Annotated in this window: 31 protein-coding genes; 25 read left to right on the top strand and 6 right to left on the bottom strand. The window is 51.7% G+C overall.

What is annotated here, in order from left to right; genetic code table 11:
- Positions 1 to 138: 138 nt before the first annotated feature.
- From M1F17_RS21270 to M1F17_RS21280, 3 genes are read left to right on the top strand one after another with little or no spacing between them, the layout of a single operon-like run.
- On the top strand, positions 139 to 924 hold the full coding sequence (locus M1F17_RS21270; RefSeq protein WP_001151305.1) for a ParA family protein: 786 nt from the start codon (positions 139 to 141) through the stop codon (positions 922 to 924).
- Positions 925 to 927: 3 nt separating this feature from the next.
- Entirely contained in the window at positions 928 to 2109 is a 1182-nt protein-coding gene (locus tag M1F17_RS21275; protein WP_088212650.1) for a ParB/RepB/Spo0J family partition protein, read from the top strand.
- 48 nt (positions 2110 to 2157) lie between these two features.
- Positions 2158 to 2430, top strand: coding sequence for a helix-turn-helix domain-containing protein (locus M1F17_RS21280; RefSeq protein WP_000703827.1), 273 nt, complete (start codon positions 2158 to 2160; stop codon positions 2428 to 2430).
- Between the two features lie 52 nt (positions 2431 to 2482).
- Here M1F17_RS21280 and M1F17_RS21285 read toward each other — a convergent pair whose 3' ends face one another.
- Both M1F17_RS21285 and M1F17_RS21290 read right to left on the bottom strand, forming a co-directional pair.
- Positions 2483 to 3118: an N-6 DNA methylase gene (locus tag M1F17_RS21285; RefSeq protein ID WP_119564044.1), complete on the bottom strand. Its 636-nt coding sequence runs from the start codon at positions 3116 to 3118 to the stop codon at positions 2483 to 2485.
- Between the two features lie 91 nt (positions 3119 to 3209).
- Positions 3210 to 3353 carry a hypothetical protein gene (locus M1F17_RS21290; protein WP_172693091.1) on the bottom strand — a complete coding sequence of 48 codons (144 nt, stop codon included), beginning with the start codon at positions 3351 to 3353 and terminating at the stop codon, positions 3210 to 3212.
- A gap of 318 nt (positions 3354 to 3671) precedes the next feature.
- Between M1F17_RS21290 and M1F17_RS21295 the strand changes: the two genes are divergently transcribed.
- The 8 genes from M1F17_RS21295 (at position 3672) to M1F17_RS21330 (ending at position 8068) form a co-directional block, all read left to right on the top strand.
- Complete coding sequence (locus M1F17_RS21295) at positions 3672 to 4049, top strand: hypothetical protein (protein WP_001125903.1); 378 nt, start codon at positions 3672 to 3674, stop codon at positions 4047 to 4049.
- Positions 4042 to 4323 (top strand): hypothetical protein, encoded by a 282-nt coding sequence (locus tag M1F17_RS21300; protein WP_088212652.1) that lies wholly within the window; start codon positions 4042 to 4044, stop codon positions 4321 to 4323. Before M1F17_RS21295 ends, M1F17_RS21300 begins: the two co-directional genes overlap by 8 nt.
- Positions 4298 to 4972, top strand: a complete 675-nt coding sequence (locus M1F17_RS21305; protein WP_088212653.1) for a thymidylate kinase — start codon at positions 4298 to 4300, stop codon at positions 4970 to 4972. Before M1F17_RS21300 ends, M1F17_RS21305 begins: the two co-directional genes overlap by 26 nt.
- Complete coding sequence (locus M1F17_RS21310; RefSeq protein ID WP_088212654.1) at positions 4965 to 5471, top strand: hypothetical protein; 507 nt, start codon at positions 4965 to 4967, stop codon at positions 5469 to 5471. Before M1F17_RS21305 ends, M1F17_RS21310 begins: the two co-directional genes overlap by 8 nt.
- Positions 5472 to 5476: 5 nt before the next feature.
- Entirely contained in the window at positions 5477 to 5788 is a 312-nt protein-coding gene (locus M1F17_RS21315) for a hypothetical protein (protein ID WP_002210541.1), read from the top strand.
- An 8-nt stretch (positions 5789 to 5796) separates the two neighbouring features.
- Positions 5797 to 6297 carry a hypothetical protein gene (locus M1F17_RS21320; protein WP_088212655.1) on the top strand — a complete coding sequence of 167 codons (501 nt, stop codon included), beginning with the start codon at positions 5797 to 5799 and terminating at the stop codon, positions 6295 to 6297.
- Positions 6298 to 6300: 3 nt separating this feature from the next.
- The gene (locus tag M1F17_RS21325; RefSeq protein ID WP_088212656.1) at positions 6301 to 7728 is read left to right on the top strand and encodes a DNA cytosine methyltransferase; all 1428 of its coding nucleotides are present in this window, start codon (positions 6301 to 6303) and stop codon (positions 7726 to 7728) included.
- Positions 7729 to 7789: 61 nt separating this feature from the next.
- Positions 7790 to 8068 (top strand): ASCH domain-containing protein, encoded by a 279-nt coding sequence (locus tag M1F17_RS21330; protein ID WP_227524197.1) that lies wholly within the window; start codon positions 7790 to 7792, stop codon positions 8066 to 8068.
- Positions 8069 to 8158: 90 nt separating this feature from the next.
- Here the strand turns inward: M1F17_RS21330 and M1F17_RS21335 are convergent, their stop codons facing one another.
- Genes M1F17_RS21335 through M1F17_RS21350 form a run of 4 tightly spaced genes read right to left on the bottom strand, consistent with a single transcriptional unit; the run spans position 8159 to position 11650 of the window.
- On the bottom strand, positions 8159 to 8611 hold the full coding sequence (locus M1F17_RS21335; RefSeq protein ID WP_088212658.1) for a hypothetical protein: 453 nt from the start codon (positions 8609 to 8611) through the stop codon (positions 8159 to 8161).
- A gap of 14 nt (positions 8612 to 8625) precedes the next feature.
- The gene (locus M1F17_RS21340; protein WP_088212659.1) at positions 8626 to 10818 is read right to left on the bottom strand and encodes a DNA topoisomerase 3; all 2193 of its coding nucleotides are present in this window, start codon (positions 10816 to 10818) and stop codon (positions 8626 to 8628) included.
- Positions 10818 to 11051 (bottom strand): hypothetical protein, encoded by a 234-nt coding sequence (locus M1F17_RS21345; RefSeq protein WP_001191890.1) that lies wholly within the window; start codon positions 11049 to 11051, stop codon positions 10818 to 10820. Before M1F17_RS21345 ends, M1F17_RS21340 begins: the two co-directional genes overlap by 1 nt.
- On the bottom strand, positions 11033 to 11650 hold the full coding sequence (locus M1F17_RS21350) for a hypothetical protein (RefSeq protein WP_001249395.1): 618 nt from the start codon (positions 11648 to 11650) through the stop codon (positions 11033 to 11035). Before M1F17_RS21350 ends, M1F17_RS21345 begins: the two co-directional genes overlap by 19 nt.
- Positions 11651 to 11817: 167 nt before the next feature.
- Between M1F17_RS21350 and mobH the strand changes: the two genes are divergently transcribed.
- The 14 genes from mobH to traV all read left to right on the top strand — a co-directional run bounded on the left by mobH (position 11818) and on the right by traV (position 23877).
- Positions 11818 to 14790 carry a MobH family relaxase gene (gene mobH, locus M1F17_RS21355; protein WP_088212660.1) on the top strand — a complete coding sequence of 991 codons (2973 nt, stop codon included), beginning with the start codon at positions 11818 to 11820 and terminating at the stop codon, positions 14788 to 14790.
- Positions 14787 to 16652: a conjugative transfer system coupling protein TraD gene (gene traD, locus M1F17_RS21360; protein WP_000178857.1), complete on the top strand. Its 1866-nt coding sequence runs from the start codon at positions 14787 to 14789 to the stop codon at positions 16650 to 16652. Before mobH ends, traD begins: the two co-directional genes overlap by 4 nt.
- A 49-nt stretch (positions 16653 to 16701) precedes the next feature.
- Positions 16702 to 17247 (top strand): hypothetical protein, encoded by a 546-nt coding sequence (locus M1F17_RS21365; RefSeq protein WP_247750980.1) that lies wholly within the window; start codon positions 16702 to 16704, stop codon positions 17245 to 17247.
- Positions 17204 to 17833, top strand: coding sequence for a DUF4400 domain-containing protein (locus M1F17_RS21370; protein ID WP_088212662.1), 630 nt, complete (start codon positions 17204 to 17206; stop codon positions 17831 to 17833). Before M1F17_RS21365 ends, M1F17_RS21370 begins: the two co-directional genes overlap by 44 nt.
- Positions 17834 to 17880: 47 nt before the next feature.
- A complete protein-coding gene (locus M1F17_RS21375; protein WP_169342285.1) occupies positions 17881 to 18057 on the top strand; it encodes a hypothetical protein in 177 nt (58 codons plus the stop codon).
- Between the two features lie 241 nt (positions 18058 to 18298).
- Positions 18299 to 18676, top strand: a complete 378-nt coding sequence (locus tag M1F17_RS21380) for a hypothetical protein (RefSeq protein ID WP_088212663.1) — start codon at positions 18299 to 18301, stop codon at positions 18674 to 18676.
- Entirely contained in the window at positions 18676 to 19338 is a 663-nt protein-coding gene (locus M1F17_RS21385) for a hypothetical protein (RefSeq protein ID WP_088212664.1), read from the top strand. Before M1F17_RS21380 ends, M1F17_RS21385 begins: the two co-directional genes overlap by 1 nt.
- A 180-nt stretch (positions 19339 to 19518) precedes the next feature.
- Positions 19519 to 19662 (top strand): hypothetical protein, encoded by a 144-nt coding sequence (locus tag M1F17_RS21390; protein ID WP_172693090.1) that lies wholly within the window; start codon positions 19519 to 19521, stop codon positions 19660 to 19662.
- An 11-nt stretch (positions 19663 to 19673) separates the two neighbouring features.
- Positions 19674 to 20039, top strand: coding sequence for a hypothetical protein (locus M1F17_RS21395; RefSeq protein WP_001052531.1), 366 nt, complete (start codon positions 19674 to 19676; stop codon positions 20037 to 20039).
- Between the two features lie 144 nt (positions 20040 to 20183).
- Positions 20184 to 20465: a type IV conjugative transfer system protein TraL gene (gene traL, locus M1F17_RS21400; RefSeq protein ID WP_088212665.1), complete on the top strand. Its 282-nt coding sequence runs from the start codon at positions 20184 to 20186 to the stop codon at positions 20463 to 20465.
- Entirely contained in the window at positions 20462 to 21088 is a 627-nt protein-coding gene (locus M1F17_RS21405; RefSeq protein ID WP_001049717.1) for a TraE/TraK family type IV conjugative transfer system protein, read from the top strand. The genes traL and M1F17_RS21405 overlap by 4 nt, the downstream gene beginning before the upstream one ends.
- Positions 21072 to 21989, top strand: coding sequence for a type-F conjugative transfer system secretin TraK (locus M1F17_RS21410; protein ID WP_088212666.1), 918 nt, complete (start codon positions 21072 to 21074; stop codon positions 21987 to 21989). Before M1F17_RS21405 ends, M1F17_RS21410 begins: the two co-directional genes overlap by 17 nt.
- On the top strand, positions 21989 to 23302 hold the full coding sequence (locus M1F17_RS21415; RefSeq protein WP_172693100.1) for a TraB/VirB10 family protein: 1314 nt from the start codon (positions 21989 to 21991) through the stop codon (positions 23300 to 23302). The genes M1F17_RS21410 and M1F17_RS21415 overlap by 1 nt, the downstream gene beginning before the upstream one ends.
- Positions 23299 to 23877: a type IV conjugative transfer system lipoprotein TraV gene (gene traV, locus M1F17_RS21420; protein WP_088212668.1), complete on the top strand. Its 579-nt coding sequence runs from the start codon at positions 23299 to 23301 to the stop codon at positions 23875 to 23877. The genes M1F17_RS21415 and traV overlap by 4 nt, the downstream gene beginning before the upstream one ends.
- Positions 23878 to 23909 lie beyond the last annotated feature (32 nt).

Genomic DNA, 23909 nt, shown 5'->3' on the forward strand with positions numbered 1-23909 from the left:
CGTTTTTTTGTTTAATGTTTGTTTTAACAGAACCATAATTAGATATTGCAGTATCATTTTATGATCGCTACAATCTTTCACATGTGAAAGTTTGGGGGTGGTCTTGATCACCTGCGAGAAACCAAAATAGAGGTGGGTATGGCAAAAGTAATCAGCTTCGCCAACCAGAAAGGCGGAGTGGGTAAGAGTACCCTCTGTATCCAGCAGGCCTTTTATCTGGCGTTACAGAAGAAAAAGAAAGTGCTGGTCTTGGATATGGATGGTCAGGGGAACACGTCCTCTCGACTGGCCCCCAGACGAGAGCTTGAGGATGGTGACTACGAGCCCATCCTCACTGGAACCAAAACCGCAGAGCTGTTCGCTTACGAGCTGGACGGAATTGAGGTCATGCACTGCCCTTGCGGTGCAGACCTCATTCATACGCCGAAGAATGACCCGGATCTGTTTGAGATGGAGGCTGTGCCTCTTGACCAAGCCATGAATCCGGCTCGCCATTTGGCTGAGCTGTTTGAGAACTACGACTACGTGCTGATTGATTGTCCGCCTAGCCTCGGCAGAAAGCTGGTGGCAGCGTTGGTGATGTCTACCCATGTGGCATGTCCGGTAAAGCTCTCTGGCTTCGCTGTGGACGGCGTAGAAGGTCTCCTGAACACGATTATTGGTGTGCGCGAGGCATACAACCAAAATTTGGAGATCCTGGGCATCGTGATCAACGACATGGACCGCTCTGTCAATCACGACAAGGCCCTCAAGTCGCTGGAGAACACAGTTCCGGATCTGCTGTTTGAGAACAAAATTATGCACCGGCCTCCGCTCGATACGGCGACGACTGATGGCATCCCTGTCTGGGAGCTTCGCTATGGACATGTCGCGGCCAAAGAGGTTGAGGCGGTGTTGGAAGAACTATTAGAGAAGGTGGGCTAAGCGATGGCATTGAACAATTTAAAAGGCCTGTCCGAACTTGCTAAAGCCGCCAAAGGCAAGAAAGGCAAAGAGGTTCTTACCGTACCTGTTGACGACGTTGTATCCAAGGTCCAGGTTCGTAAGCGCTTCCGTAACATTGAAGAGCTGGCGGCAACCTTGCTGACCGAAGGGCAGCAGTCTCCGATCATCGTGTTCCCGAAGAACGAAGAAGGCAAGTTCGTCATCCAAAAAGGGGAGCGGCGTTGGAGAGCGTGTAAACACGCTGGTATCGAGACCATTGACTTGGTGGTGAATGATAAGGTCCAGAACAACTTGGACGAGACTGCTGGTGAGCTGATCGAAAACATCCAGCGGGATGACTTGACTCCGGTAGAGATTGCCGAGGCGTTAAACCTGTTTATTGAAGAAGGTTGGAAGCAAAAGGATATTGCTGATCGGCTCGGTAAGAATATCACTTTCGTATCTACGCATCTGTCGTTGCTCAAGCTACCTGACTGTGTGCGTGAGTTATACGATAATGAAGTATGTTCTGATACAGAGACCTTGAATAACCTTCGTCTCTTGTTCGATCTGAATGAAGAAAGATGTCGCGCCGTCTGCGCGGTGGCTATGTCTGACGGGATTACTCGTAAACAAAGCCGTGAGCTGCTGAATGATGCCAAACGTATCAAAGACGAAATGGAAAAAGGCCCACTGACTGGCTCCCACCAGAATGATGAGCTTGGCGCTGGCAACACCGACGAGCAATCCCTCAACTCGGGTGGGGATGGTACGTCGGAACAAACCGGGAATGACGACCTGAACCTTGCCCAGGAGGAACTGGAACGGGGTAAAAATTCCAATGGTCAGGACGATGATGACGAAGACCCTTTGCGTGATGAAGAGGGTGAGCACAAAGATCCTGTCAAGCAGCCAGATAACAGCGGCAAGGACAAAGATGAAGAAGGCGGTGATGCTCTTCCTCCTCTGCCGAAGGACAAGGAATGGAAGAACGTCCGGGCTGACAGTTTGATTTTTGCTGTCAACGTTAACCTGGATGGCGAGACCAAACGTGGAGTCATCATGACCGACCGTGTTGCTCTGGTTCCGTCTACTGTCTGGGTTAAAACGCTCGATGGCGAAGGCAAGGAAAAGCATGTTCATGTGCCTGTGTCAGACATTGAACTCCTGAGTGTCGAAGGCTAATAAAGGAGGCCCAGCCAGAGAGGTTGGGCCTGTCAAGAACAGGTGAATATGAAGATCTCACAGGACATGAAAAGAAAATTTGCTTTGGTGAATGCCCTGTCTAAAACGGAGAAGCCAAGTCTCCAAGACCTTCACAAGGCAACAAATATTCCTGAATCAACGATCAAGAGACAGTTGTCTGCCCTGCGTGATGAGTTCGGAATGAATATCTTGTTCGTCAGGGAGTCTACCGGCGAACGAGGTGCCACCGGCTACTACATGCTGACAGACTGGGGGATCTTAGACAGGTCTTCGTTCTTGAACCGGTACGGAAAACTGTAAGGTGCCATAGAGCAGCGCATTGAATGCAAAACCCGCCAATCGGCGGGTTTTTTTATGCTGCCACGGTAGCGGCGGTTGCTGGAGGTTTTTCGGCGTAGTAGGCGATGTTCTTGGTTCGTCTGCTAAGGGTGTCTATGCCGACGATACTCAGCGTTTTGGGAGTGGTATTGCGGGACTCGAAATAATGGAATAGCTGGATCATGCAGCACTTCACCATCAACGGATCGATGTCTTCCAGGTAGATTGAGGCTTCTCTCAATGCTTCGGGACCGTGGTTCTCGATCAGGTTTTCCATCCAGTGAATGGCGTTGATGCCAGAACCACAGCAGGGCTCATAAAAGTCTGCCGAAGACTGTGAGCCAACAATGAGTGACATCAAGCGGCCAATCTCTGGAGGAGTGGGGAAGTAATTGGTGCCCTTCTTGTGGAAGCCAGACATGCTTAGGACGTAACCCAAAACATCGCTGGTGGGGTCGCGCTTAATGGCGGCAGACAGGACGTGAGAGAGCTCGAAGGCGACCGGCTGAAGTTCTTCCGGGATCTCCTCCTTGGCTGGGTATAGGCCAGTCTGCAAGTATGCCCACTGGTCAATAAAGGCCTCAACAAACCGAGATGTGCCAATTCTGTATCGGGACTGCTCGATGAGAGATAAAGCCTTGGATGTAAGTTGCTGTGTTTCTGGTGACATAAGCGCTCCAGTTTGTTCTGACGAAACATTCAAGAGGTAGAAACGAAGAACCCCGCCGAAGCGAGGTTCTTTGCTTTCCTGCCTGATCGCCTTAATGCCGAAGCAAAGACGTCTTGATAAAGTCGGGGCAACCGGACATTTCCCGGTCGATGAAGTCCTGACGTTTCGCCAGCGACCATTTCATGAACGCCGCGAGCGGGATGCGCTTATTCGTGTTAGTATTGCCTTGCAGCATAACAAAGCTCCTTAATTGCTTGATTGTGTTGTAAGGGCTGCAACGAAGGTCGAAGAGCGATGCGGCCCTTATTTATGATTATTACAGCATCATAAAATAATATCAAGAGACAATAAAACGATGCCAAGAAACAAAACTTTCACATGTGAAAGTCTCCCCGCTGTCCACCTCGCACACTCCAAACGCCCAAATAACTTGTCTATCTGCCCAAAATGGGCGCGTAAGCGTCCGATAGAAAGTAATTGTTACTGAGATATTGACTACACGGAATATGGCTATATCATAGAATCATAAAATGATGCTGTAAAAGTGATATGTATGCCAAAGCAAGCAAATCATCTCCGTTTGAAGAAACCTTGCGCCAACTGTCCATTCCGGAAGGAGGGCGCTATCGAGCTGGCCCCTGGGCGATTAGAAGGCATCATCAACGACATCGTTGAAAACGACATGACGACGTTTCATTGTCACAAGACCGTGCATTCAAAGTCAGGTGGTGAATGGGATGAAGAGGGTAACTATGCACCTTCGGGACAAGAGTCGATGTGTGCCGGTGCTGCGGCTTACTTGATGAAAATAGGCAGGCCGACAGTGGCTATGCGAATTGCCTTTGCGTTTGGTGATGCAAAGGTGTCCGACTGGGACGAAGCTCAAGAGCTGGTTATCGAGCCTTTGGTACAAGGGGACCGAAATGAGTAAGCGATATGCGGTAGTGCCGCATCCGAAACTGAAACGAGAGTACAAAGGTCGGCTGGTCAGAATTACTCGGGTACTAAAAAACGGCTGGGGGTTGATCCCTCTAGGGGCTGTGGCAACGGTCACGCATCAGTCTCCCAAGGGATCAGAACTGACCTTTGAACCATGCGACTGCTGCGGCCTGAAAGCCATTATCAGTCATGTAAGCATGGACTCCATTGAATTTATCGAACCGATTACTGAGGAAGAAGATGGACGAGAACAAGCTCAACATTGAAACGGTCGATGGGCACAACGAGCTGGTAGTCAGCTTTTTGTCCAGAATGGTAAGCCTGAGTGACGAGGAAAAGCAGACAGTGTTGTCCTGCCTTCCTGACACCGACAAACAAACAATCACCCAGCTTTATGAGGCGCTGCGTTCTCAAGGGCACCAGGATCTTGCAGAGAAAGTCGAACCATACCTCCAGCAGGGGATGTTTGGGCCGATCTTCGATAACGCCAAGTCCAAGGTGCCCGTTCGGGACGAAGCGCCTTTTTTCCTCATGGATGAAAATCGTTTGAACTGGGATGACGCTAAAGCATTAAATCGCCTACGTATGAGTACGACCTGTGTTCTTGGCCGTGGCGGCTGGACTATCGGTGAGCGCTTTGATGACCGCTTTGATACCGAGGTGGGTGGAACACAGCTTATCGTCACCCAGTCACTCAACGAAAAAGGTGAGATAGAAGGAGGACTTCCTACCTCGATGCCGCTGAATGACTTTGCTGAGTTACCGAAACAGCCAAGGCCTCCTCAAATAGTTGATTACCAGGAAGACAAGCGATACACGCTTGAGGAAGCGGAAGCTATCCCTGAGCTCGCGCCAGTGGTTCGGCGTCTGAAAGAGCGCATCGAAAAGTATGAGGAGAGAAGCGCCCATGATTGACCTGACATGCCGCCTCTGTGCTGGTTCCGGTGTTTATGACATTTCCCCTTCCAAAGAAACCTGCGGTATGTGCCAAGGGCATGGGAAATTTGCTGACGCCAAAGCAATGCTGATGGCTGCCATCGAGCTGGCAAAGAAGCAGCGCGAGCCTGTCATTGAAGTGGTAATGGGGTTGGTGCTCCAGGGGGTGGATGTTAGAGGGAAGGAGCCTGGAGAGCGGTTCAAGGCTGCTCAGGCCTTTAACGCCCCAGGGCACAACCTATTACGATACGGTTGGGACGCTTGGGAGCTCTATGCCCTCCATGAGGGTGTAAGTCCAGAACTTGCATCGCTTGGCCGAAGTGTGATGCGCGAGTGGCATAGCCATTCATGGGGCCGGTTCAGTGGAGAGGTAGGCTTTAACGCCGCCGAGATCATGATCAAACAGGCCAAAGACAACCCAGAAAAAGCAGAAGAGCGCTGGGCGTTCCTGCTTAGTGAAGAATGGATGGTGGAGTAATTGTCGTGACAGAACAAACCAATAAGAAATTGATGCTGGATGAGTCTCCAGATATGCCCCTGCAATTCAAGTGGAGAAAGTTTGGTGGTGCGATTTTTACTGCCACGCAAACAATGGAGCACGTCAAGGAAGGACGTAAGCTCGGGCCGACTCCAGCAGGGATGCTACCTCAAGAAGTGTGGCTGAACCGCCTGATCGCTATGGAAGAAACCCTGCCACGAGGGAAGTTTTTTGACAGATTCCGCCGCCGCGACAAAAACGAGCAGTATGACTTGGCCGCCGATCATCTCCGTCTTGTCGGACAGAAAAAGCGATAGGGGGATAGATGAAAGCCCAGGCATACCCACCATCAGTCATTCGTAAAGGCGCTGTGTTGTACGAAGCCCTTTATTACATCTCTGATGATGATAAAGCAAAGGTTGAGGTTACAGAGTGGATAGTTCGCTCTATTCAGAAACGACGTAACTCAACCAGCGATCAACGCTATGTCAATCTTACCCAAAAGTTAGATGGGATTACGTGGGGGAAAAGGTCACGGAAGAATGGGGACTTTGGTTGGTTGCCATCTATACCGAGCTGGTGCTTGAAGCAGTTCCGGGAAGGTGGCGAATTGCCTTTTGGCGTTTATACGACGCGACTGGCCGCTCTCAAGTTTGCGAAAGTCAGCTTGCAGGAAGAGGTCCAATATTGCGAGGCCGAGCTGAAAAAGCCTCAGACAGAAGAGGATACTCAGGAACTCCAAGATGAGCTGGCGGAGAACCAGAGACTTCTGAAAGCTGCTGGAGCAATGGTGAAGCGCGAGCAAAACAAGAAGAAAAGAGGTTGACCAATGTTACCGATCGTCTCCCCCTCCGTAGTAACCAAACAACTTGCGTTCAATCGAGTAGGCGATAACCGCAAGGTTAGGGTTTCGTCCAACTTTTTGGATGTTATGGGGTTCAAGCCAGGTATGGGCATCGCCGTTGAGCCAAGGGAGGGGATGGGCGGTTTTTCGGTGATCCTGGCGACCGATGAACTACAGACACATCAAGTTTATCAGCGCCGGTATCAACCAAAGAGTCGCTCCAACAACCCGCTGGAAACCGTTATTGAGTTTTCGGGACAAGGGCTCATAGATAAGTGCTTCCCTCGCTATACAGAGCGTTTCCACGTCGAAATGCGAAAAGGTCGAGTAGTCTTCACTCCCGTCGCAAACAGAGCCTTTGCCATTGCTGATCGGTTCAGAAAAACCAGCCCTTTCCGTGCCTTTGTGGCATTGACTGGCGGGGTAGACATTCATGTTATGGAAGCGCTTGGCTGGAAGGCTGAGATTGTTTTGGAACATCGTCCAGTTGAAGCCAGAGACAGAGCATCCGGGCGGAACCTGAGTGAAGTACATGCGCTCAATACGCTGGTGAACAGCTCCCCGCGTATCCTGCTGAATGAAGACATTCATCACCTGGAGCTGGATCGCCTTGGAGCCTTGCTGGCGGAGTGCCCACCAATTGGTTTGGCCCATTACTCGTTGGGGTGTGATGACCACTCAAACGCCAAAAGTCCAAGGGACAAAGAGCGTTCTCTTGAAGATCTCTCCACCATGCTCGACATGGTTTACCCGGCACTAAAACAGATCGAGGTCGTGAACCCTGCCGTCGTGCTGGTGGAAAACGTCCCGAACTTCAAAGCATCCGGAGCCGGGGCGATGATGGGAACGACACTGCGGCGGATGGGGTACTTCCTCACTGAGATGGTCTTGAACGGTCTGGATTTCGGCGCGTACCAGGGGCGAGAACGCTATTACATGGTGGCGTCGGTCTTCCCTGGGTTCGTTCCACCGAAACCTGAGCAGAGAGCTGGTGGACGATTGTGGCCGGTGATCGAGAAGCACCTCGGGGATTGTACAGACGTCACAGCGTTGAAGTCAATTCAGGCCAGAGAGTCAACTTCTCGCAGGATGCCTGCGTTCTTGACGAGAGAAAGCACCAGTTGCCCGACCATCCTCAAGTCTCAGGATCGTGGGATAAAGGATGCTGTGTACATCCAAGACGGTGGCCGCATTTACAAGCCATCGGTCGATCTGGTTCAGGAGTTGATGTCGATACCTGATAGCTTTGATATTTCGTGGATGGCAAAAGAACAAGCGACAGAAACACTTGGGCAGAGTGTGGATTACAGATTGCATTCAGCGGTCATGGCCGCAGTTCGGGATCACCTGAATGTGAATTGCGGTCGCCATACCGTGGTGCAGCACGGTATCAGAAGTAAGGAAGGTAAATAATGGCAGTCATTTACTACGGCGAGGGAACCCAGATAGTCTGATGAGCTATCAGGTGGTGATTATGAAAAAGAGAATACTTCATCTGCCCGTAAAAAAGATTTACTTCGATCAGATCAAATCTGGAGAAAAACCAGATGAATATCGCCTCGTCACAGACTACTGGATAAAAAGACTAGAGGGGCGCGAGTATGATGAAGTCCATGTTAAGTGTGGCTACCCAAAGGCTGGAGATATGTCCAGGATAGAGATTCGTCCTTGGCGTGGCTTCTCAAGGAGCGTCATAACGCACCCGCACTTTGGAGATTATCCGGTTGAAGTATTCGCCATCCATGTGAATTGATTTTGGAATTCTGATTTAAAACTATTGTAGCTCAGGTATCAAAGGAACTTGGGTAATTAAAGATAAGGGGCCGACGGCCCCTTAATTGTTTTAGTTTGTGAAGCTACCTTTGTTGTTCGTCTTACGCAGTGCCACCAGCTCAACAATCAATTGGCTTAAAGCCAGTGATTGAGGCTCCCAGACGCGCTTGCATTTGTCAGCCATGTTGGCATTTACGTCTGTAATGACGTAGAGGAAATCAGGGACGTCTTTCAAGGTCCCCAGGCCTTTTGCCATATCAACAGCCTCAGGGTTTTGATAGCTTCGAGTGGCGCTCAGGTCATCGTGGGAAATATAGCTGGCAGATGTCTCAGCGAAACCTAACACCATGCCTTTTCCTGCGCTTTTTGCAATGGCCGAGCCGATAGCTAGAGTTGGCATGATGGCCTGACCTATTTGGCGGGTAGATGCAGTTGCCAAGCCTGAGGCGATGTTCTTCCCGGCATCTTCGGCAGTGGCAGAGCTGGTTGTGAGCATCGCAGTTAAAATGATTTTTCCAAACATACTTAATTCCTCTATCAATCCATAAAGTCCGACTTTTTGAAGGGCATAGTGCCTTTGCAATCGGGATACGCTGTGCAGCCCCAGAACTTAGAGGCTCGTTTCTTGCCAGGGGCTTTTCCTTTCCTGAGACGCATCGGGCTACCGCAATCTGGGCAGTCTGGACAATCCTCCGCCGCGATACGTTTCTCGGGTTTCCCTCGGTTGTCTGGGAACGTCTTCTTGCAAGCCTCGTTCTGGCAGCCCCAGAAAAAACCGTTCTTCCCTTTGATCCGGTGCATCTCTCCACCGCAGTTGAAGCATTCGTGTGAAGGAGGCTTCGCGCCCTCGAAGGCTTTAGCCATCGCGCCACCTTCTTTGGTCAGAACCGGTGCGGCCACTTTGAGCTGCTCAACCATTTGGCAGATCCAGGTGGAAATCTGCTTCATGAAGACAGACATGTTCCCGGAGCCGGAGGCAACTTTTTCAAGCTCCTGCTCCCAAGCCGCAGTCATGCCGGGTGATTTGATGGCTGGTGGAAGCACTGCTATAAGCGCATGAGCCTTATCAGTTGCAAGCAGTACCTTTTTCTGACGCTTGAAGTAGCCTTTATCAACAGCGCCCTGGATGATGCTTGCGCGTGTTGCTGGAGTGCCTAAACCGGCTGTGTCTTTGAGGATTTGTTTGAACTTCTCCTCAGTCACGAACCGGGCAATGTTCTCCATCGCGGCAAGCAATGTGGCTTCGGTGAAGTGCGGTGCTGGCCGCGTCATTTTGTTTGCCAGCTCGGCCCCATTTAGCAAGGCAGGTTCGCCCTGGCTAACCCTGGGGAGCTTCTCTTGTTCAACCGGCGCGTCGGTGTCTTCCCCCTCGTCCTTGGGACTGCTTTCACTATCAGAAGCAAACAAAACCTTCCAGCCTTGTTTGGTAGGTGTCTTACCAGCGGACGCAAAGAGGTGACGCCCACACTGCACCTCGATGGAGGTTTTGGTGAACTCGAACTCGCTGTAGAACTGCGCGATGTAGAAACGACGGATGGCGTCGTAAAGATTGAACTCGATCTCAGACATGGCACTGATGTCTGTTCTGGCCGGTGTTGGAATGATCGCGTGGTGCGCGGTCACTTTGGCGTCATTGAATACCCTGGCCTTGCGATGAGGATCTGCGCCAGCCACCAGCCCAGAGACGTTCTGATCGGACAAAATGAGCGCCTGGAGAATGTCCGGAATGTCTTCCTTTTGGCTCTCGGGTAGATAACGACTGTCAGTACGAGGGTAGGTGGTCGCTTTGTGCGTCTCGTACAGAGCTTGAGCTGCATCCAGTACCTGCTGAGCTGTGTATCCCCATCGTTTGCTCGCGTATTGTTGCAGCGACGTTAGATCGAAGGGGAGGGGGGCTGACTCTTTACCTGGTTTGGTTTCTGCTTTGCTGATAACAGCATTGGCACCATTGACCTGGGAGGCTACCTGCTCGGCATAGGCCTTATTGACGCACCGGCCTTGCTCGTCACTGCACTCTTCTGGTGGTATCCATTGGGCGGCAAACTGTCCATTCTGTACGGACACGTTCACACCCAGAGTCCAGTATGGTGAGGGGGTGAAACCGGCGATCTCTCGGTCCCGTTGACAAACAAGAGCGACGGTTGGGGTGATAACCCTGCCAACGTGAAGAGTGTGGTTGAAGCCGACATCTCGGGCCAGCACTGTGTAGAGGCGGCTCACGTTCATGCCTACCAACCAGTCAGCGCGTTGCCGTGCCAATGCGGCGTAGTAGAGTGAGACCGTATCCTTGCCATCCTTTACGTTGTTCAGCGCTTTCTTGATGCTTGACTCATCGAGAGCCGTCAAACAAACTCGGCGAATAGGGCCAGAGTAGCGGAATCGATCCAGAAGCGAACGGGCGATAGCCTCACCTTCTCGGTCGTAGTCCGTTGAGATGTAGATGGTGCTCGCCTTTTTGACCAGTCCCTCAACAATTTTGTACTGTTTGAACGCACTCTTGCGAACGTTGTACCGCCATGACTCTGGTGCAATAGGGAGGGTCTCCAGTGACCATGACTTGTAGCGTTCGTCATAATCGTCTGGCATATACAATTCCAGCAGGTGGCCGAACGCCCACGTAATAACGCGGTTTCCTCCATCATGGAGAAATCCATCACCTTGTTGGGAGGCCTTCATTACGCCAGCCAAATCTTTTGCCTGAGAAGGCTTCTCGCAGATATAAAGGTCCATTAAGCAGCTCCTCTCATCTTTGATTCCAGATTCGCCAGCTCAGTCCAGCTTTGAGCCAGACCTTTGACTTCGGGGTAGTCTCTGGAGAGGTTTTCGAGGACTCCAGAAATGACATAGGCCGCTTCGCTGGAATTACCCCTCGAACCGGCCTCCTGGAGCATGATTAATAAAGCGTCGAAGAGCTCAGCCTTACGGCCTAGCTCTGTCTGGTTTCTTATTTCAGAGCTTTGCATGGGTTCACCACTGAATAGGGACGCACGGACTCGCGCACAATGCGGCGATCTGCGTCAGTTACAGCCTGACTGGTGCAAAAGTGCGTCCAGGCATTCAGATAATCTTTATAGGTGTGGGTAGGTGGTATGCAGCCGGTTACAACGTCCTTGGGGATGTTTGTGGTTCCCTCGGCTTCCACAAAGCGCCAATCGTGCTCGTCCATACCTTTGCCACCATCGCAATAGCGTTCCCAGCGTGACAACTCGTACAGCGAGTAGCCTTTGCCTTTATTCATGGACTTGAAGGTATTGATGGCTTCGTTGACATCCCCGTGCTGTTTGATCCCTGCTGGAGTTTTATCTGAACCAGCGGAGTCATCTTTGACCTTGTTCATCGTTGCGCTGACATTACCGTCGCCCAGCACATGGATATAACCAGGTTGACGTAATGCAGCACCACCGCGCCCCATGTTGTCCCATGCCATCGACAGTTCCCGGCTAACTCTGGCAGGTTTGTCATTTTCGGCAGGGGCAGTCTGGGGCTGAGGCTTTTGCTCGGGGGCGTTAGAGGCACACCCGGCCAGAATTGCCACTCCCAGAATTGCTATCAGTTGTCTCATCGTGTCGTTCCTCATAAAAAATTGTCGATGAGCCCATTCTAAAAGGGGGGGGATGGAAAGCTGGTTTCTCAAACTGCCCAAATTGGACAGATAGGCGTGTGTGCGATCTAAAGGTGTTTTGAGAGCATGTAGCGACGAGAAATACGATAGGAATATGGTCAACCTACATGCTGAAAGCCCTTAACAAGTTATTTGGTGGGCGAAGTGGAGTGATCGAGACCGCGCCGAGCGTCAGAGTATTGCCGCTTAAAGACGTGGAAGATGAAGAAATCCCTCGATACCCACCTTTTGCCAAGGGCCTGCCAGTGGCCCCACTAGACAAGATACTGGCAACCCAAGCTGAACTGATTGAGAAAGTGCGGAACTCTCTCGGTTTCACTGTGGACGACTTCAACCGGCTTGTTTTGCCGGTGATCCAGCGGTATGCCGCGTTTGTTCACCTGTTGCCAGCTTCCGAATCACACCACCACCGTGGCGCTGGTGGTCTGTTCCGACATGGGCTTGAAGTGGCCTTCTGGGCAGCTCAGGCATCTGAGTCAGTTATCTTTTCCATCGAGGGGACGCCTCGTGAACGCCGTGACAATGAGCCGCGTTGGAGACTGGCGAGCTGTTTCTCCGGGCTGCTGCATGATGTGGGTAAACCGCTCTCGGATGTGTCCATTACGGACAAAGACGGGTCAATCACATGGAACCCGTATTCGGAGTCACTTCATGACTGGGCACACCGTCACGAAATCGACCGTTACTTTATCCGGTGGCGCGACAAGCGACACAAAAGACATGAGCAATTCTCGCTGCTGGCGGTGGATCGAATTATTCCGGCTGAGACTCGGGAGTTTCTGTCCAAGTCTGGCCCGTCCATCATGGAAGCGATGCTGGAAGCTATCTCAGGAACCAGCGTCAATCAGCCTGTGACCAAGCTGATGCTTCGCGCTGACCAAGAGAGCGTCTCACGGGACCTTCGCCAGAGTCGTCTCGATGTGGACGAGTTCTCCTATGGTGTGCCTGTCGAGCGGTACGTGTTCGATGCCATCCGCCGCCTGGTTAAAACCGGAAAATGGAAGGTCAATGAGCCAGGCGCGAAAGTCTGGCACCTCAACCAAGGTGTATTCATTGCCTGGAAACAGCTTGGGGACCTTTATGACTTGATCAGCCACGACAAGATCCCCGGTATTCCACGAGACCCTGACACACTGGCCGACATTCTCATCGAACGTGGTTTTGCTGTACCAAACACGGTGCAGGAGAAGGGTGAACGTGCGTACTACCGCTACTGGGAAGTTTTGCCTGAGATGCTCCAGGAGGCGGCGGGATCGGTGAAGATCTTGATGCTCCGACTCGAATCAAACGACCTGGTGTTTACGACTGAGCCTCCTGCGGCTGTTGCTGCGGAAGTTGTTGGTGATGTTGAGGACGCTGAGATTGAGTTCGTTGATCCTGAGGAAGTCGATGACGACCAAGAGGAAGATGTGTCAGCTCTGAACGATGACATGTTGGCCGCAGAGCAGGAAGCAGAGAAAGCTCTAGCTGGTCTTGGCTTTGGTGATGCGATGGAGATGCTGAAAAGCACCTCAGATGCTGTCGAGGAGAAACCAGAGCAAAAAGATGCGGGATCAACGGAATCATCTAAGCCTGACGCTGGCAAGAAGGGTAAGCCGCAGAGCAAACCGGGCAAAGCAAAACCGAAGAGTGATACAGAGAAACAACCCCACAAACCAGAGGCAAAAGAGGATTTGTCCCCTCAGGACATTGCCAAAAACGCACCACCTTTGGCAAACGACAATCCGTTACAAGCACTCAAGGATGTTGGGGGTGGACTGGGGGACATCGACTTTCCGTTTGACGCATTCAGCGCATCGGCAGAGACAGCCAGCACTGACGCAACAAACTCAGAAATCCCAGATGTGGCAATGCCCGGAAAGCAAGAGAAGCAGCCAAAACAGGACTTCGTTCCACAAGAACAAAACTCCCTGCAGGGCGATGACTTTCCAATGTTCGGTAGTTCTGATGAACCGCCATCATGGGCGATTGAGCCGCTCCCTATGCTGACTGACGCACCAGAACAAACAACACCAGCGCCAGCAATGCCACCTACGGACAAACCTAATCTGCATGAGAAAGACGCAAAGACCTTACTCGTTGAGATGTTAGCCGGGTACGGAGAAGCATCGGCGTTGCTTGAACAAGCGATCATGCCTGTTTTGGAAGGTAAAACGACGCTGGGCGAAGTCCTATGCCTGATGAAGGGTCAAGCCGTCATTTTGTACCCGGATGGCGCTCGGTCGCTGGGTGCGCCGTCAGAGGTTCTCTCGAAGCTGTCCCACGCCAACGCGATTGTTCCAGACCCGATTATGCCAGGTCGCAAAGTTCGTGATTTCAGCGGAGTGAAGGCAATTGTACTGGCGGAGCAGCTTTCAGATGCAGTCGTGGCGGCCATTAAGGATGCCGAGGCGTCAATGGGTGGATACCAGGATGCCTTTGAGCTCGTCTCTCCCCCTCGCTTGGATGCAAACAAGAATAAGTCTGCACCGAAACAACAAAGCCGAAAAAAGGCGCAGCAGCAGAAGCCTGAGGTTAACGCCGGTAAACCCTCGCCTGAACAAAAGGCGAAAGGTAAGGACTCCCAGCCACAGCCGAAGGAGAAGAAGGTCGATGTTACTTCTCCGGTTGAAGAGCCGCAGCGCAAGCCGGTCCAAGAAAAACAGAACGTGGCTCGCCTTCCTAAGCGGGAGGTTCAACCAGTGGCTCCTGAGCCCAAAGTTGAGCGTGAGAAGGAATTGGGACACGTCGAGGTGCGAGAAAGGGAAGAGCCAGAGGTTAGGGAGTTTGAGCCGCCTAAGGCGAAAACAAACCCGAAAGACATCAACGCGGAAGATTTCTTGCCGTCTGGTGTTACGCCTCAGAAAGCACTCCAGATGCTCAAGGACATGATCCAAAAACGCTCGGGCAGATGGCTCGTGACACCAGTCCTGGAAGAGGATGGCTGCTTAGTAACAAGTGACAAAGCCTTCGACATGATTGCCGGTGAAAACATCGGCATCAGCAAACACATCCTCTGCGGGATGCTGAGCCGGGCACAGAGACGGCCTTTGCTCAAGAAACGTCAGGGAAAATTATATTTAGAGGTAAATGAAACATGACAATGAGTTATGACCCGCTCGCCTACGAGATGCCGTGGCGGCCCAACTATGAAAAAAATGCTGTAGCAGGCTGGCTTGCCGCCTCCGGCGCGGCTTTGGCCGTAGAGCAAGTCAGCACGATGCCTCCGGAGCCCTTCTATTGGATGACGGGGATCTGTGGCGTGATGGCGATGGCTCGTTTGCCAAAGGCTATCAAACTTCACCTGCTCCAAAAGCATTTGAAGGGGCGTGATCTGGAGTTTATTTCTATTGCGGAGCTCCAAAAGTACATCAAGGACACGCCGGACGATATGTGGCTTGGTAGTGGGTTCCTGTGGGAAAACCGCCATGCCCAGCGCGTGTTTGAGATCCTGAAACGCGACTGGACTTCCATCGTAGGGAGAGAGTCCACGGTCAAAAAGGTTGTCCGGAAGATACAGGGTAAGAAAAAGGAGCTGCCAATCGGCCAGCCCTGGATTCACGGGGTAGAGCCCAAAGAAGAGAAGCTGATGCAGCCACTCAAGCACACTGAGGGGCATTCGCTGATCGTTGGGACCACCGGCTCGGGCAAGACCCGTATGTTCGACATCCTGATTTCACAGGCCATTCTGCGTGGGGAAGCCGTGATCATCATAGACCCGAAAGGGGACAAGGAGATGCGGGACAATGCACGACGTGCCTGTGAAGCTATGGGGCAGCCGGAAAGATTCGTCTCATTTCATCCAGCATTCCCGGAAGAGTCGGTGCGTATCGACCCTCTGCGTAACTTCACCCGCGTGACTGAAATTGCAAGTCGTTTGGCAGCGTTGATCCCGTCCGAAGCAGGGGCCGACCCGTTCAAATCATTTGGATGGCAGGCACTGAACAACATCGCTCAGGGCTTGGTCATCACTCATGATCGTCCCAACCTGACAAAGCTCCGCCGATTCCTTGAAGGTGGCGCTGCTGGCTTGGTCATCAAGGCAGTTCAGGCTTACTCAGAGCGAGTTATGCCCGACTGGGAGGCAGAAGCAGCGGCTTATTTGGAGAAAGTCAAAAACGGTTCGCGTGAGAAGATCGCTTTCGCGTTGATGAAGTTCTACTACGACATCATCCAACCTGAGCACCCAAACTCTGATCTGGAAGGCTTGCTGTCGATGTTCCAGCACGACCAAACCCACTTCTCCAAGATGGTGGCGAACCTCCTGCCGATCATGAATATGCTGACGTCCGGGGAGCTAGGCCCTCTGCTGTCTCCAGACTCATCTGATTTGAGCGACGAACGCCAGATCACTGATTCCGCAAAAATCATCAACAACGCTCAAGTTGCTTATCTGGGGCTCGACTCCCTGACCGACAACATGGTTGGTAGTGCTATGGGGTCCATCTTCCTGTCAGACCTGACAGCGGTTGCCGGTGACAGATACAACTACGGCGTCAACAACAGACCCGTAAATATCTTTGTTGATGAGGCTGCTGAGGTGATCAACGATCCGTTCATCCAGCTCCTGAACAAAGGTCGCGGTGCGAAACTTCGTCTTTTCGTTGCAACTCAGACTTTTGCTGACTTCGCAGCTCGACTGGGTAGCAAAGACAAAGCGCTCCAAGTGTTGGGGAACATCAACAACACGTTTGCTCTGCGTATCGTCGATGGAGAAACACAGGAGTATATCGCAGATAACTTGCCGAAGACCCGGCTCAAGTACGTCATGCGGACTCAAGGCCAGAACTCGGATGGCAAGGAGCCCATTATGCACGGAGGCAACCAAGGCGAGCGTTTGATGGAGGAGGAAGCTGATCTGTTCCCAGCCCAGTTATTGGGAATGCTTCCGAACCTGGAATACATAGCCAAAATTTCAGGCGGAACAATCGTAAAAGGCCGTCTGCCCATATTGACCCAGTAAGAGCAGAGCTATGTGTGACAAGAAGTATAGAAATTACGAGGTAGCCATCATGGTCGATGTGAACCCTTTCGACAGGGTTATGAATGAATTGAAAAGTCGTGGCCGCAAGAACGCTCACATCCTGAGCATCCTCCAATTCGACTGGCCTGCATCGGAGGCCATCATCGAGAAGCTGAGCTGCTACATCACAGACGGGATTAAGGCTAATCAGGAGCCCGTGATTTACCCGATCATTGAAGAAGCTCTGCATCGCTACAGCCAGCTCGTGTTTCATGAGCAGAGAGAGAAATATGAAGACCCGGCCAGAATTGGGGCATTTCTGGAAACCCTGATCACCGAAACCTGCCGGGCGTTGGAAGTGCAAATTGTCGATAGTTGCGGTGATTCATGGTCTGTCGATTCAGGAGAGTCGTTCTCACTGTGGCTTTCTTCCCATCCAGGAGAACTATCCATTAACCCGCAGCCCCATGAGGATGAGACCTCTTTGCGTGGCTTGCTGTATGAGCTCATCACCTGTGAGAGCGTGAAAACTGTTTTAAGGAGAACCGACTATGAAGAAGCCGTGGTTGCTGGTCGCATGGCTGCTGGTTATTGAGTTGCTGGCAATATTGCTGCTGATCCCTGGCGACTGGACAGACAGAGCCATCAAAAGGGAATCCGAGCTGGTGGAACAGAGTCTTGGTGTCGAAGCAAGAGACTGGATACAGAACAAAGCATCTACCTGGTTCAGGTCGAGCGTTATTGATTCAGGATTTTATGAGGGGATGCACCAAACGCTGATCCCATCAGAAGAGGAGCGCCAGAAGTCCAAGGGGATGCAGGACATGGGCAAGGGCTGGTTTGTGTGGGTCAAAGGCCGCATGGAAGCCTTTGTCAACGTCATTTACCAGTTCTACACAAGGTTGGCACTGTTAGCCGCGTGGGCTCCCTATATGCTGATCCTGTTCGTACCTGCGGTATATGACGGGATGATGACATGGCGAATTAAGCGGACCAACTTCGATTATGCGAGTCCGGTTCTCCATCGTTACAGCGTTCGCGGAACGCTGTACCTGATGGCCGGATTGTTCATCGCGTTCTTCATCCCCATAGCGCTCGATCCGGTTGTCATCCCGATAACAATGATGACGTGCTGTGTCCTGGTTGGCCTGACGTTCGGCAACCTCCAGAAACGGGTATAGGGAGGGAGGATGAGCTACTCCGTTATAAATCAAGATGGGGTGCATCTGTGCGACATCCCATTGAACGTCTACCAGGTGATACGTCGCCAATCCTTGTCTGCGTTGTGGCTTTACTGGGCGCAGAGCTTGAATTTGGTGAAGGTGCTCATTGCTTGCGTCGGAAAGATGATCTTTGTGATGCCGGTAATGTGGTTCTGGGTGCTGGTGGTGTGCCGCTTGGTTGAACCAGAACGTATCTCAGACGTGTCAGGACTTATCTCTCCGGACGTGATCGGGTGGGCCGCTGGTGCGGCCATCACCCTCATTATCTTTTCCGTATTTACACGCCCAGCGTTGTACGGATACCACAACTTTTTCAAGCAGCATATTTGCTCAAGAGTAAAGCAAGTAACGCCGGAACTCAGAACAGTCACTGGGCCACTGTTCTTTTACCGAAACGAAATTGGAACGATATAGAGAGGAACCATGAAAGTAACTAATAGACTCCAACTGCTGGCACTGGGGCTGTGTATGGCCGGTACTGCCATCGCGGCTCCTGATGTGCTCAATGACGACGCAAAGCTCAAGAACCTTGAGAAGGTGTGTCCCGACTGTCAGATGGTGGCAAAAGATGTACTCAATCTGCGGGTTGAAAACTGCCAGCTCAAAGACACTTCCAGTGCAATGATGATTGGCACCATGCAAAATGACCCTATGTTTTCGTTTATGCTGGCAGTACACACAGCGGCAGGCTCGGAGGCATACAAAACGGTAGTTGGTGCCGCTGGCAACCATGTTGACTGTGAAAACCCGTTGAACTGGATCAAGCTGACCCAGCAAGCGATTAAAGGAGGCAAAGTCTAATGCGTAAGAGAGATTTCTTTTTTGGAGAGGTGTATGAGGGGAGTGGAGGAGCCACTCTACGACTGAGTGATATGGAACCATTGGCAAGAAAAGTGTCGGCAGAGTTCTTCACTGCACAACTGAACCGTATACTGAAAGAGCATGACGGTCAGTTGACGCTCAGCGATGGAACGTCGTACCCCAGATTTTGGAGCTTCATCGACAAGGTTGATCCAGAGCAGGTTGGTTTCGTGGAGATCTACGCTCGGCAGGATGTTAACGATAATGTTGAAGCGACACTGGCGTGTGACATCGTTTTGGTAAATGGTGTGATCACCGTTAAACCTCACTGGTGTGCTTACAAAGACATCAGGGCTGACGAAGTGATTTCCACCTTACTGGTGCCTTTGCATTTGAAGGCTCTCCAGGGTAAGGCTTACATTCGCTGGGATGATGGTGAAACCGAACCTCTGTTACAAAACGACGACTATCAGGCTGAACTTGAAAATGTGTTTAGTGTTTCCAAGTACCCATCAGCCATGAGCTGGGGCGATACAGCAGACCAGAAGGTTAAGCAGTACAAGATGGACCTTGAGTGCGCCACAGATGTTGGTCGTCGAGGTGTCTCATCAGAGCAAGCATGGGATGCTTATCGAGAACTCCGTTACAATAGAACAGTGTGAAACAAGCGGCCATTGGCCGCTTTGAACTTTCACATGTGAAAGTTTTTCGCCTCCCGCTCTTATCATCTCCTCGAATAAACCTCCATAAAGTGCCCAAAATGGGCCGTAACAGCACTGTTCCTAGATTGATCAATTAAGAGACGATTACTCCGTGATGACGACAAGTTATTTGGAGGGTCTATGTCCGCACAAACTCACGTCAGAGAAAGCGAAAGCTCATCTGGTTCATTCATCTCCTGGCAGTTCCTTGTCTGGCAGGTGATGTTCGTTATAGGTGTTGTTGCAGGGATGAACCTGGAACACGCATTCAATTTTCTAGGTTAATGGGAGGAAGTGTGAACCTTAATAAACAATTTTTCTGGTTTTTGATGAACGCGGTGCTGATGTGCATCTTCATCGTTCCAGTGGCCGTCGCGTTTTGGCTGTCTGCTTTTGCGGCAGGTTTTGACTGGAGTCAGTGGGTTAAGTTGGCTGCTGATACGGCCAACAGAGCTGCAAGTGACCCGGCCAAGGCTCTGGGCACGGTTCAGACCTACTGGGGCATTCTCAGCTTCTTCCTGCTGGCGGCGTACAGTCTGATGTTCAAGTTTAAAGCCAATGCTAACAAGGAAGTGAAAACTCTGGGGGTGGCCCGACCGGCCAATGAAGTTAGCGTTGCGGCTTCGGAAAAACATTCGGAAGCGGTTCCTCAAAATCAATAACCGATCCAGTAAACGCAAAAAAGGCGGCTTAGGCCGCCTTTTTTTATTTGTCGCTGGAAGTGCCCGAAAAGGGCGCGAAGCCGTGGCAGAAAATCAGTGACCCTGAATGAGAATACAGGCCACTAGGAAAAGAAGAGGGTTGCTATGAAGCCTGTAAAGATACCGCGCCGGGTCGATGAGCCCCCGCATCTGCTGTTGTGGAGCGCAGATGAGTTGGCCCCGATGCTTTTGGGGCTAACGATAGGGGTCATCATCGGTAAGGCTCTGATCTGCTTTCTGGGGGGGTTACTTGTAACCAACCTTTATCGCCGATTCAGGGATAACCATCCGGATGGATACCTGCTCCACATGCTCTACTGGGCCGGGTTCATCATGACCAAGGCCAAATCTCTCAAGAACCCGTTTGTCCGGAGGTATTTGCCTTGAACCTGAAAAAGTATCTCAAGACTTGGGAAGGGACCCAAACAGAAAATAAGTGGGGGCGAATCTTCCAGGGTGGTCTTATTGCTATCGTTTTCCTGCTGGTGGTCCAAGTATTCAGCAAGGAAACCATCGTCACTATCCAGCCTTTCACGCTCACGGAAGAAGCCTGGGTGACGAAAAGTAACGCCTCTCAGTCCTATAAAGAGGCTTGGGGTTTCGCTTTTGCTCAGCTCCTTGGCAATGTGACGCCAGGAACCGTTGACTTTGTGAAAGAGCGGATCACCCCGCTTCTCTCCCCGAGCATCTATCAGGACGTGATTGATGCCATCGAAATTCAAGCTCAACAGATCAAGAACGACCGCGTAACAATGCGGTTTGAGCCGCGTTTTGTTGAGTACGAGCCCAAGAGCGACAAGGTGTTTGTCTACGGATATTCCTACGTCAAAGGGGCTTCTTCTAACGAAGAGCGTAGCGAACGCTCCTACGAGTTCGCCATCAAGATTTCAAACTACGCGCCCGTGCTGGACTACATCGACACCTATGTAGGAAAGCCACGCACCAAAACTGTTTTGGAGCAACTCCAGCGCAAAGAAGAAAACCGGAGAAAGCATGAAGAACAACGCTAAACTTTCGCTCCTGGCGCTGTCCTTGGCGCTTGGAACTTCAATGGCCTATGCCTCGGATGACATTCCTGTTGTCCCGGCCAGTGTTATGAAAAAGGATGTTCCTGCCCCTGTGACGTCAGGACAAAGCTCCCATGAGGTTGTGGGCAGCATGAATGAAAACCCCTTACTGACGATGAAGCCGGGGGTTAACCAGATCATCCCGATAGCCGTTGGTCATCCGAACCGAATCGTCACGCCTTTCAGCAATCCTGAGATCGTTTCAACATCTCTGACCGGGGCGACGGATAACGGCCAGTGTGGTGAGGTCTGCATCAAAGAGAATGTGGTCTATGTCGCCACGGATAAGCAGTATCCGGTGACTATGTTCATTACTGAAAAAGGCTCGGAAGCCCAAGCTCTCAGCCTGACGATGGTTCCCCGTCGTATTCCGCCCAGAGAAGTCTTTCTCAAGCTCGATGGTGGTGTAGGTATCACTGGTGCTTTTGCCAATACCAAGGCTGAGACCTGGGAACAGAGCCAGCCTTATGTCGAAACCATCCGGTCGGTATTCCGCAAGATTGCTCTTGGTGAAGTCCCTCAAGGTTACACGTTGAACCGCATCCCTGCTGGTGCTGCGGTGCCGAGCTGCACTCATCCTGGGGTAAAGGTGGATTTCAGCAAGGGGCAATACATGATGGGCCACCACCTTAACGTGTTCATCGGTGTCGCCCTGAACGTCTCTGATCAGCCTATTGAGTTCAAAGAGGCGTTGTGTGGGAGCTGGGATGTGGCTGCGGTGACTACGTGGCCGCTTAACGTGCTTGAGCCCGGCCAGAAGACGGAGATCTATGTGGCAAAGAAGCAGAAGCGTGGTCTCGCACCAACGTCTAAGCGTCCATCGCTGCTGGGAGGTGCCCAATGATTAAGCGATTTTGGACACAGTTAGACCCCAACAAGAAGCGTTGGGTGTCTATCGCTGGCGGCGTCTTCGTTCTTTTTGCGGTCGTGACAATGTTCTCTGGTGAACCCAAGAAAGAAGAGAAGCGCGGTCGCCAAGAAACCATCAAGCACGTTCTCACAGACAAAAACACCCGTGAGATCGGGATAGATTCGTTGTCTGCCGATGTGAAGATGGTGTCTCGTGAAAACTCCGACCTGAAAAAGGAGCTGGAACGAGTCAAGAAAGAGCTGGAGGAAACCAAAACCACTGCCGGGAAATCCAGTGATGTTGGCCGTGAGATGACCCGCCTTCGTCAAGATTTGGACCGCCTAACCCAGAAGAACATGGAATTGGCTAAGAAAGTCGAAACCGGCGCTGCTGGTGGAAAAACATCCTCTTCATCAGAGGATGCCAGAGCCGATGTTAATGGTGCATCTGGTGGTGATGGTCAGTTCATGGAGAAAAAGCTCGACTACAAAGATCCTGCATCCTTTTTTCGGGACGCACCGCTTCCTGACGCGAAGGGTGGGGCTCCTGCAACTGGCAAGGGAGACGGTCGTGATGCAACTAAACCAGGCATCCAAATAGTGAGCTACTCGCAGAAATCGCCAGAAGTTGAAGATAAGGACAACAAGGATGATGAGTCTATCTACCTACCTTCTGGCTCCATCCTGACAGGGGTGCTCATCAACGGTATGGACGCACCAACATCTCAAGGTGCTCGTCGAGATCCGTTCCCTTCGACCCTCAGGATTCAGAAAGAGGCTATTTTGCCTAACCGCTTCCGTGCGGATGTTCGTGAGTGCTTCCTGATTGTTTCAGGCTATGGAGATCTCAGTTCAGAGCGAGCGTACCTGCGTGGCGAGACCTTCTCGTGCGTTCGGGATGATGGGGGTGTCATAGAAGCGAAGCTGGATTCCTATGCAGTGGGTGAAGACGGTAAGGCCGGTGTCCGTGGTCGCGTCGTATCGAAGCAGGGGCAAATCATCGCCAAGAGCTTGATGGCGGGCTTCCTTGGTGGCGCGTCCGAAGCCTTTGACGTCAATCCGGTGCCGGTCGTCAACACTAACCCTGGCTCAAATACCCAGTACCAGTCTGTGTTCTCCGACCAGATGTTGCAGGGAGCAGCAGTGAAGGGAGCCAGTAAGGCGCTAGATCGCATCGCTCAGTTCTATATCGACATGGCCGAAGGCATCTTCCCTGTTATCGAGGTCGATGCTGGCCGTCAGGTAGACATCATCGTGACCAAAGGAACCAAGCTACAAATTCGTTCCACCGGGGGAACCAAGAAATGAAAAATATGAACATTTTGACCAGAAAGGGCAGTTCCAGAGGCGAGGCTCAAAAGGAACAGGCAGTAAGATCCGCAAAGATGTTGGGGGTGGGTGCAGCGCTACTTATTTTGTCGGGCTGTTCGACGTTCAACATCGGCAAGGATGAGTATAGCTGTCCGGGAATGCCGAATGGTGTTCAGTGTATGTCAGCGCGAGACGTTTACGCCGCAACCAATGACGGAAATGTCCCGCGTCCAATGAAACCAGAGGAAGTCGAGGCCAAAGCGGAAGCGGATGGCGAAGGTTCCTCAAACGTTTCAGCGAACTCATCTAGCTCCGGAGACCCAGTGATTGACAACTATGTCGCACCGCGTCTTCCGGATCGCCCGATTCCAATTCGTACACCAGCACAGGTTATGCGGATTTGGGTAGCTCCCTGGGAGGACACCAATGGTGATCTCATCGTGACAGGGTATGTCTATACCGAAATCGAACCGCGCAGGTGGGTGATTGGGGATGGCACACCGCAAAGTGAGCCAGTTTTGAGACCGCTGCAAACGGTACAACACGAACCGAAGTCTGAAACAACCAAATAGGAGATGTTCTTGATGAACGCAAATCAGTTGGC

Source organism: Providencia sp. PROV073 (assembly GCF_033688125.1).
Taxonomy (GTDB): Bacteria; Pseudomonadota; Gammaproteobacteria; order Enterobacterales; family Enterobacteriaceae; genus Providencia; species Providencia hangzhouensis.

Excerpts from the sequence above, each read along its gene's own strand:
- M1F17_RS21270 (WP_001151305.1), top strand. The coding sequence starts at position 139 with ATGGCAAAAGTAATCAGCTTCGCCAACCAGAAAGGCGGAGTGGGTAAG.
- M1F17_RS21275 (WP_088212650.1), top strand. The coding sequence starts at position 928 with ATGGCATTGAACAATTTAAAAGGCCTGTCCGAACTTGCTAAAGCCGCC.
- M1F17_RS21280 (WP_000703827.1), top strand. The coding sequence starts at position 2,158 with ATGAAGATCTCACAGGACATGAAAAGAAAATTTGCTTTGGTGAATGCC.
- M1F17_RS21285 (WP_119564044.1), bottom strand. The coding sequence starts at position 3,118 with ATGTCACCAGAAACACAGCAACTTACATCCAAGGCTTTATCTCTCATC.
- M1F17_RS21290 (WP_172693091.1), bottom strand. The coding sequence starts at position 3,353 with ATGCTGCAAGGCAATACTAACACGAATAAGCGCATCCCGCTCGCGGCG.
- M1F17_RS21295 (WP_001125903.1), top strand. The coding sequence starts at position 3,672 with ATGCCAAAGCAAGCAAATCATCTCCGTTTGAAGAAACCTTGCGCCAAC.
- M1F17_RS21300 (WP_088212652.1), top strand. The coding sequence starts at position 4,042 with ATGAGTAAGCGATATGCGGTAGTGCCGCATCCGAAACTGAAACGAGAG.
- M1F17_RS21305 (WP_088212653.1), top strand. The coding sequence starts at position 4,298 with ATGGACGAGAACAAGCTCAACATTGAAACGGTCGATGGGCACAACGAG.
- M1F17_RS21310 (WP_088212654.1), top strand. The coding sequence starts at position 4,965 with ATGATTGACCTGACATGCCGCCTCTGTGCTGGTTCCGGTGTTTATGAC.
- M1F17_RS21320 (WP_088212655.1), top strand. The coding sequence starts at position 5,797 with ATGAAAGCCCAGGCATACCCACCATCAGTCATTCGTAAAGGCGCTGTG.
- M1F17_RS21325 (WP_088212656.1), top strand. The coding sequence starts at position 6,301 with ATGTTACCGATCGTCTCCCCCTCCGTAGTAACCAAACAACTTGCGTTC.
- M1F17_RS21330 (WP_227524197.1), top strand. The coding sequence starts at position 7,790 with ATGAAAAAGAGAATACTTCATCTGCCCGTAAAAAAGATTTACTTCGAT.
- M1F17_RS21335 (WP_088212658.1), bottom strand. The coding sequence starts at position 8,611 with ATGTTTGGAAAAATCATTTTAACTGCGATGCTCACAACCAGCTCTGCC.
- M1F17_RS21340 (WP_088212659.1), bottom strand. The coding sequence starts at position 10,818 with ATGGACCTTTATATCTGCGAGAAGCCTTCTCAGGCAAAAGATTTGGCT.
- M1F17_RS21345 (WP_001191890.1), bottom strand. The coding sequence starts at position 11,051 with ATGCAAAGCTCTGAAATAAGAAACCAGACAGAGCTAGGCCGTAAGGCT.
- M1F17_RS21350 (WP_001249395.1), bottom strand. The coding sequence starts at position 11,650 with ATGAGACAACTGATAGCAATTCTGGGAGTGGCAATTCTGGCCGGGTGT.
- mobH (WP_088212660.1), top strand. The coding sequence starts at position 11,818 with ATGCTGAAAGCCCTTAACAAGTTATTTGGTGGGCGAAGTGGAGTGATC.
- traD (WP_000178857.1), top strand. The coding sequence starts at position 14,787 with ATGACAATGAGTTATGACCCGCTCGCCTACGAGATGCCGTGGCGGCCC.
- M1F17_RS21365 (WP_247750980.1), top strand. The coding sequence starts at position 16,702 with ATGGTCGATGTGAACCCTTTCGACAGGGTTATGAATGAATTGAAAAGT.
- M1F17_RS21370 (WP_088212662.1), top strand. The coding sequence starts at position 17,204 with ATGAAGAAGCCGTGGTTGCTGGTCGCATGGCTGCTGGTTATTGAGTTG.
- M1F17_RS21380 (WP_088212663.1), top strand. The coding sequence starts at position 18,299 with ATGAAAGTAACTAATAGACTCCAACTGCTGGCACTGGGGCTGTGTATG.
- M1F17_RS21385 (WP_088212664.1), top strand. The coding sequence starts at position 18,676 with ATGCGTAAGAGAGATTTCTTTTTTGGAGAGGTGTATGAGGGGAGTGGA.
- M1F17_RS21390 (WP_172693090.1), top strand. The coding sequence starts at position 19,519 with ATGTCCGCACAAACTCACGTCAGAGAAAGCGAAAGCTCATCTGGTTCA.
- traL (WP_088212665.1), top strand. The coding sequence starts at position 20,184 with ATGAAGCCTGTAAAGATACCGCGCCGGGTCGATGAGCCCCCGCATCTG.
- M1F17_RS21410 (WP_088212666.1), top strand. The coding sequence starts at position 21,072 with ATGAAGAACAACGCTAAACTTTCGCTCCTGGCGCTGTCCTTGGCGCTT.
- traV (WP_088212668.1), top strand. The coding sequence starts at position 23,299 with ATGAAAAATATGAACATTTTGACCAGAAAGGGCAGTTCCAGAGGCGAG.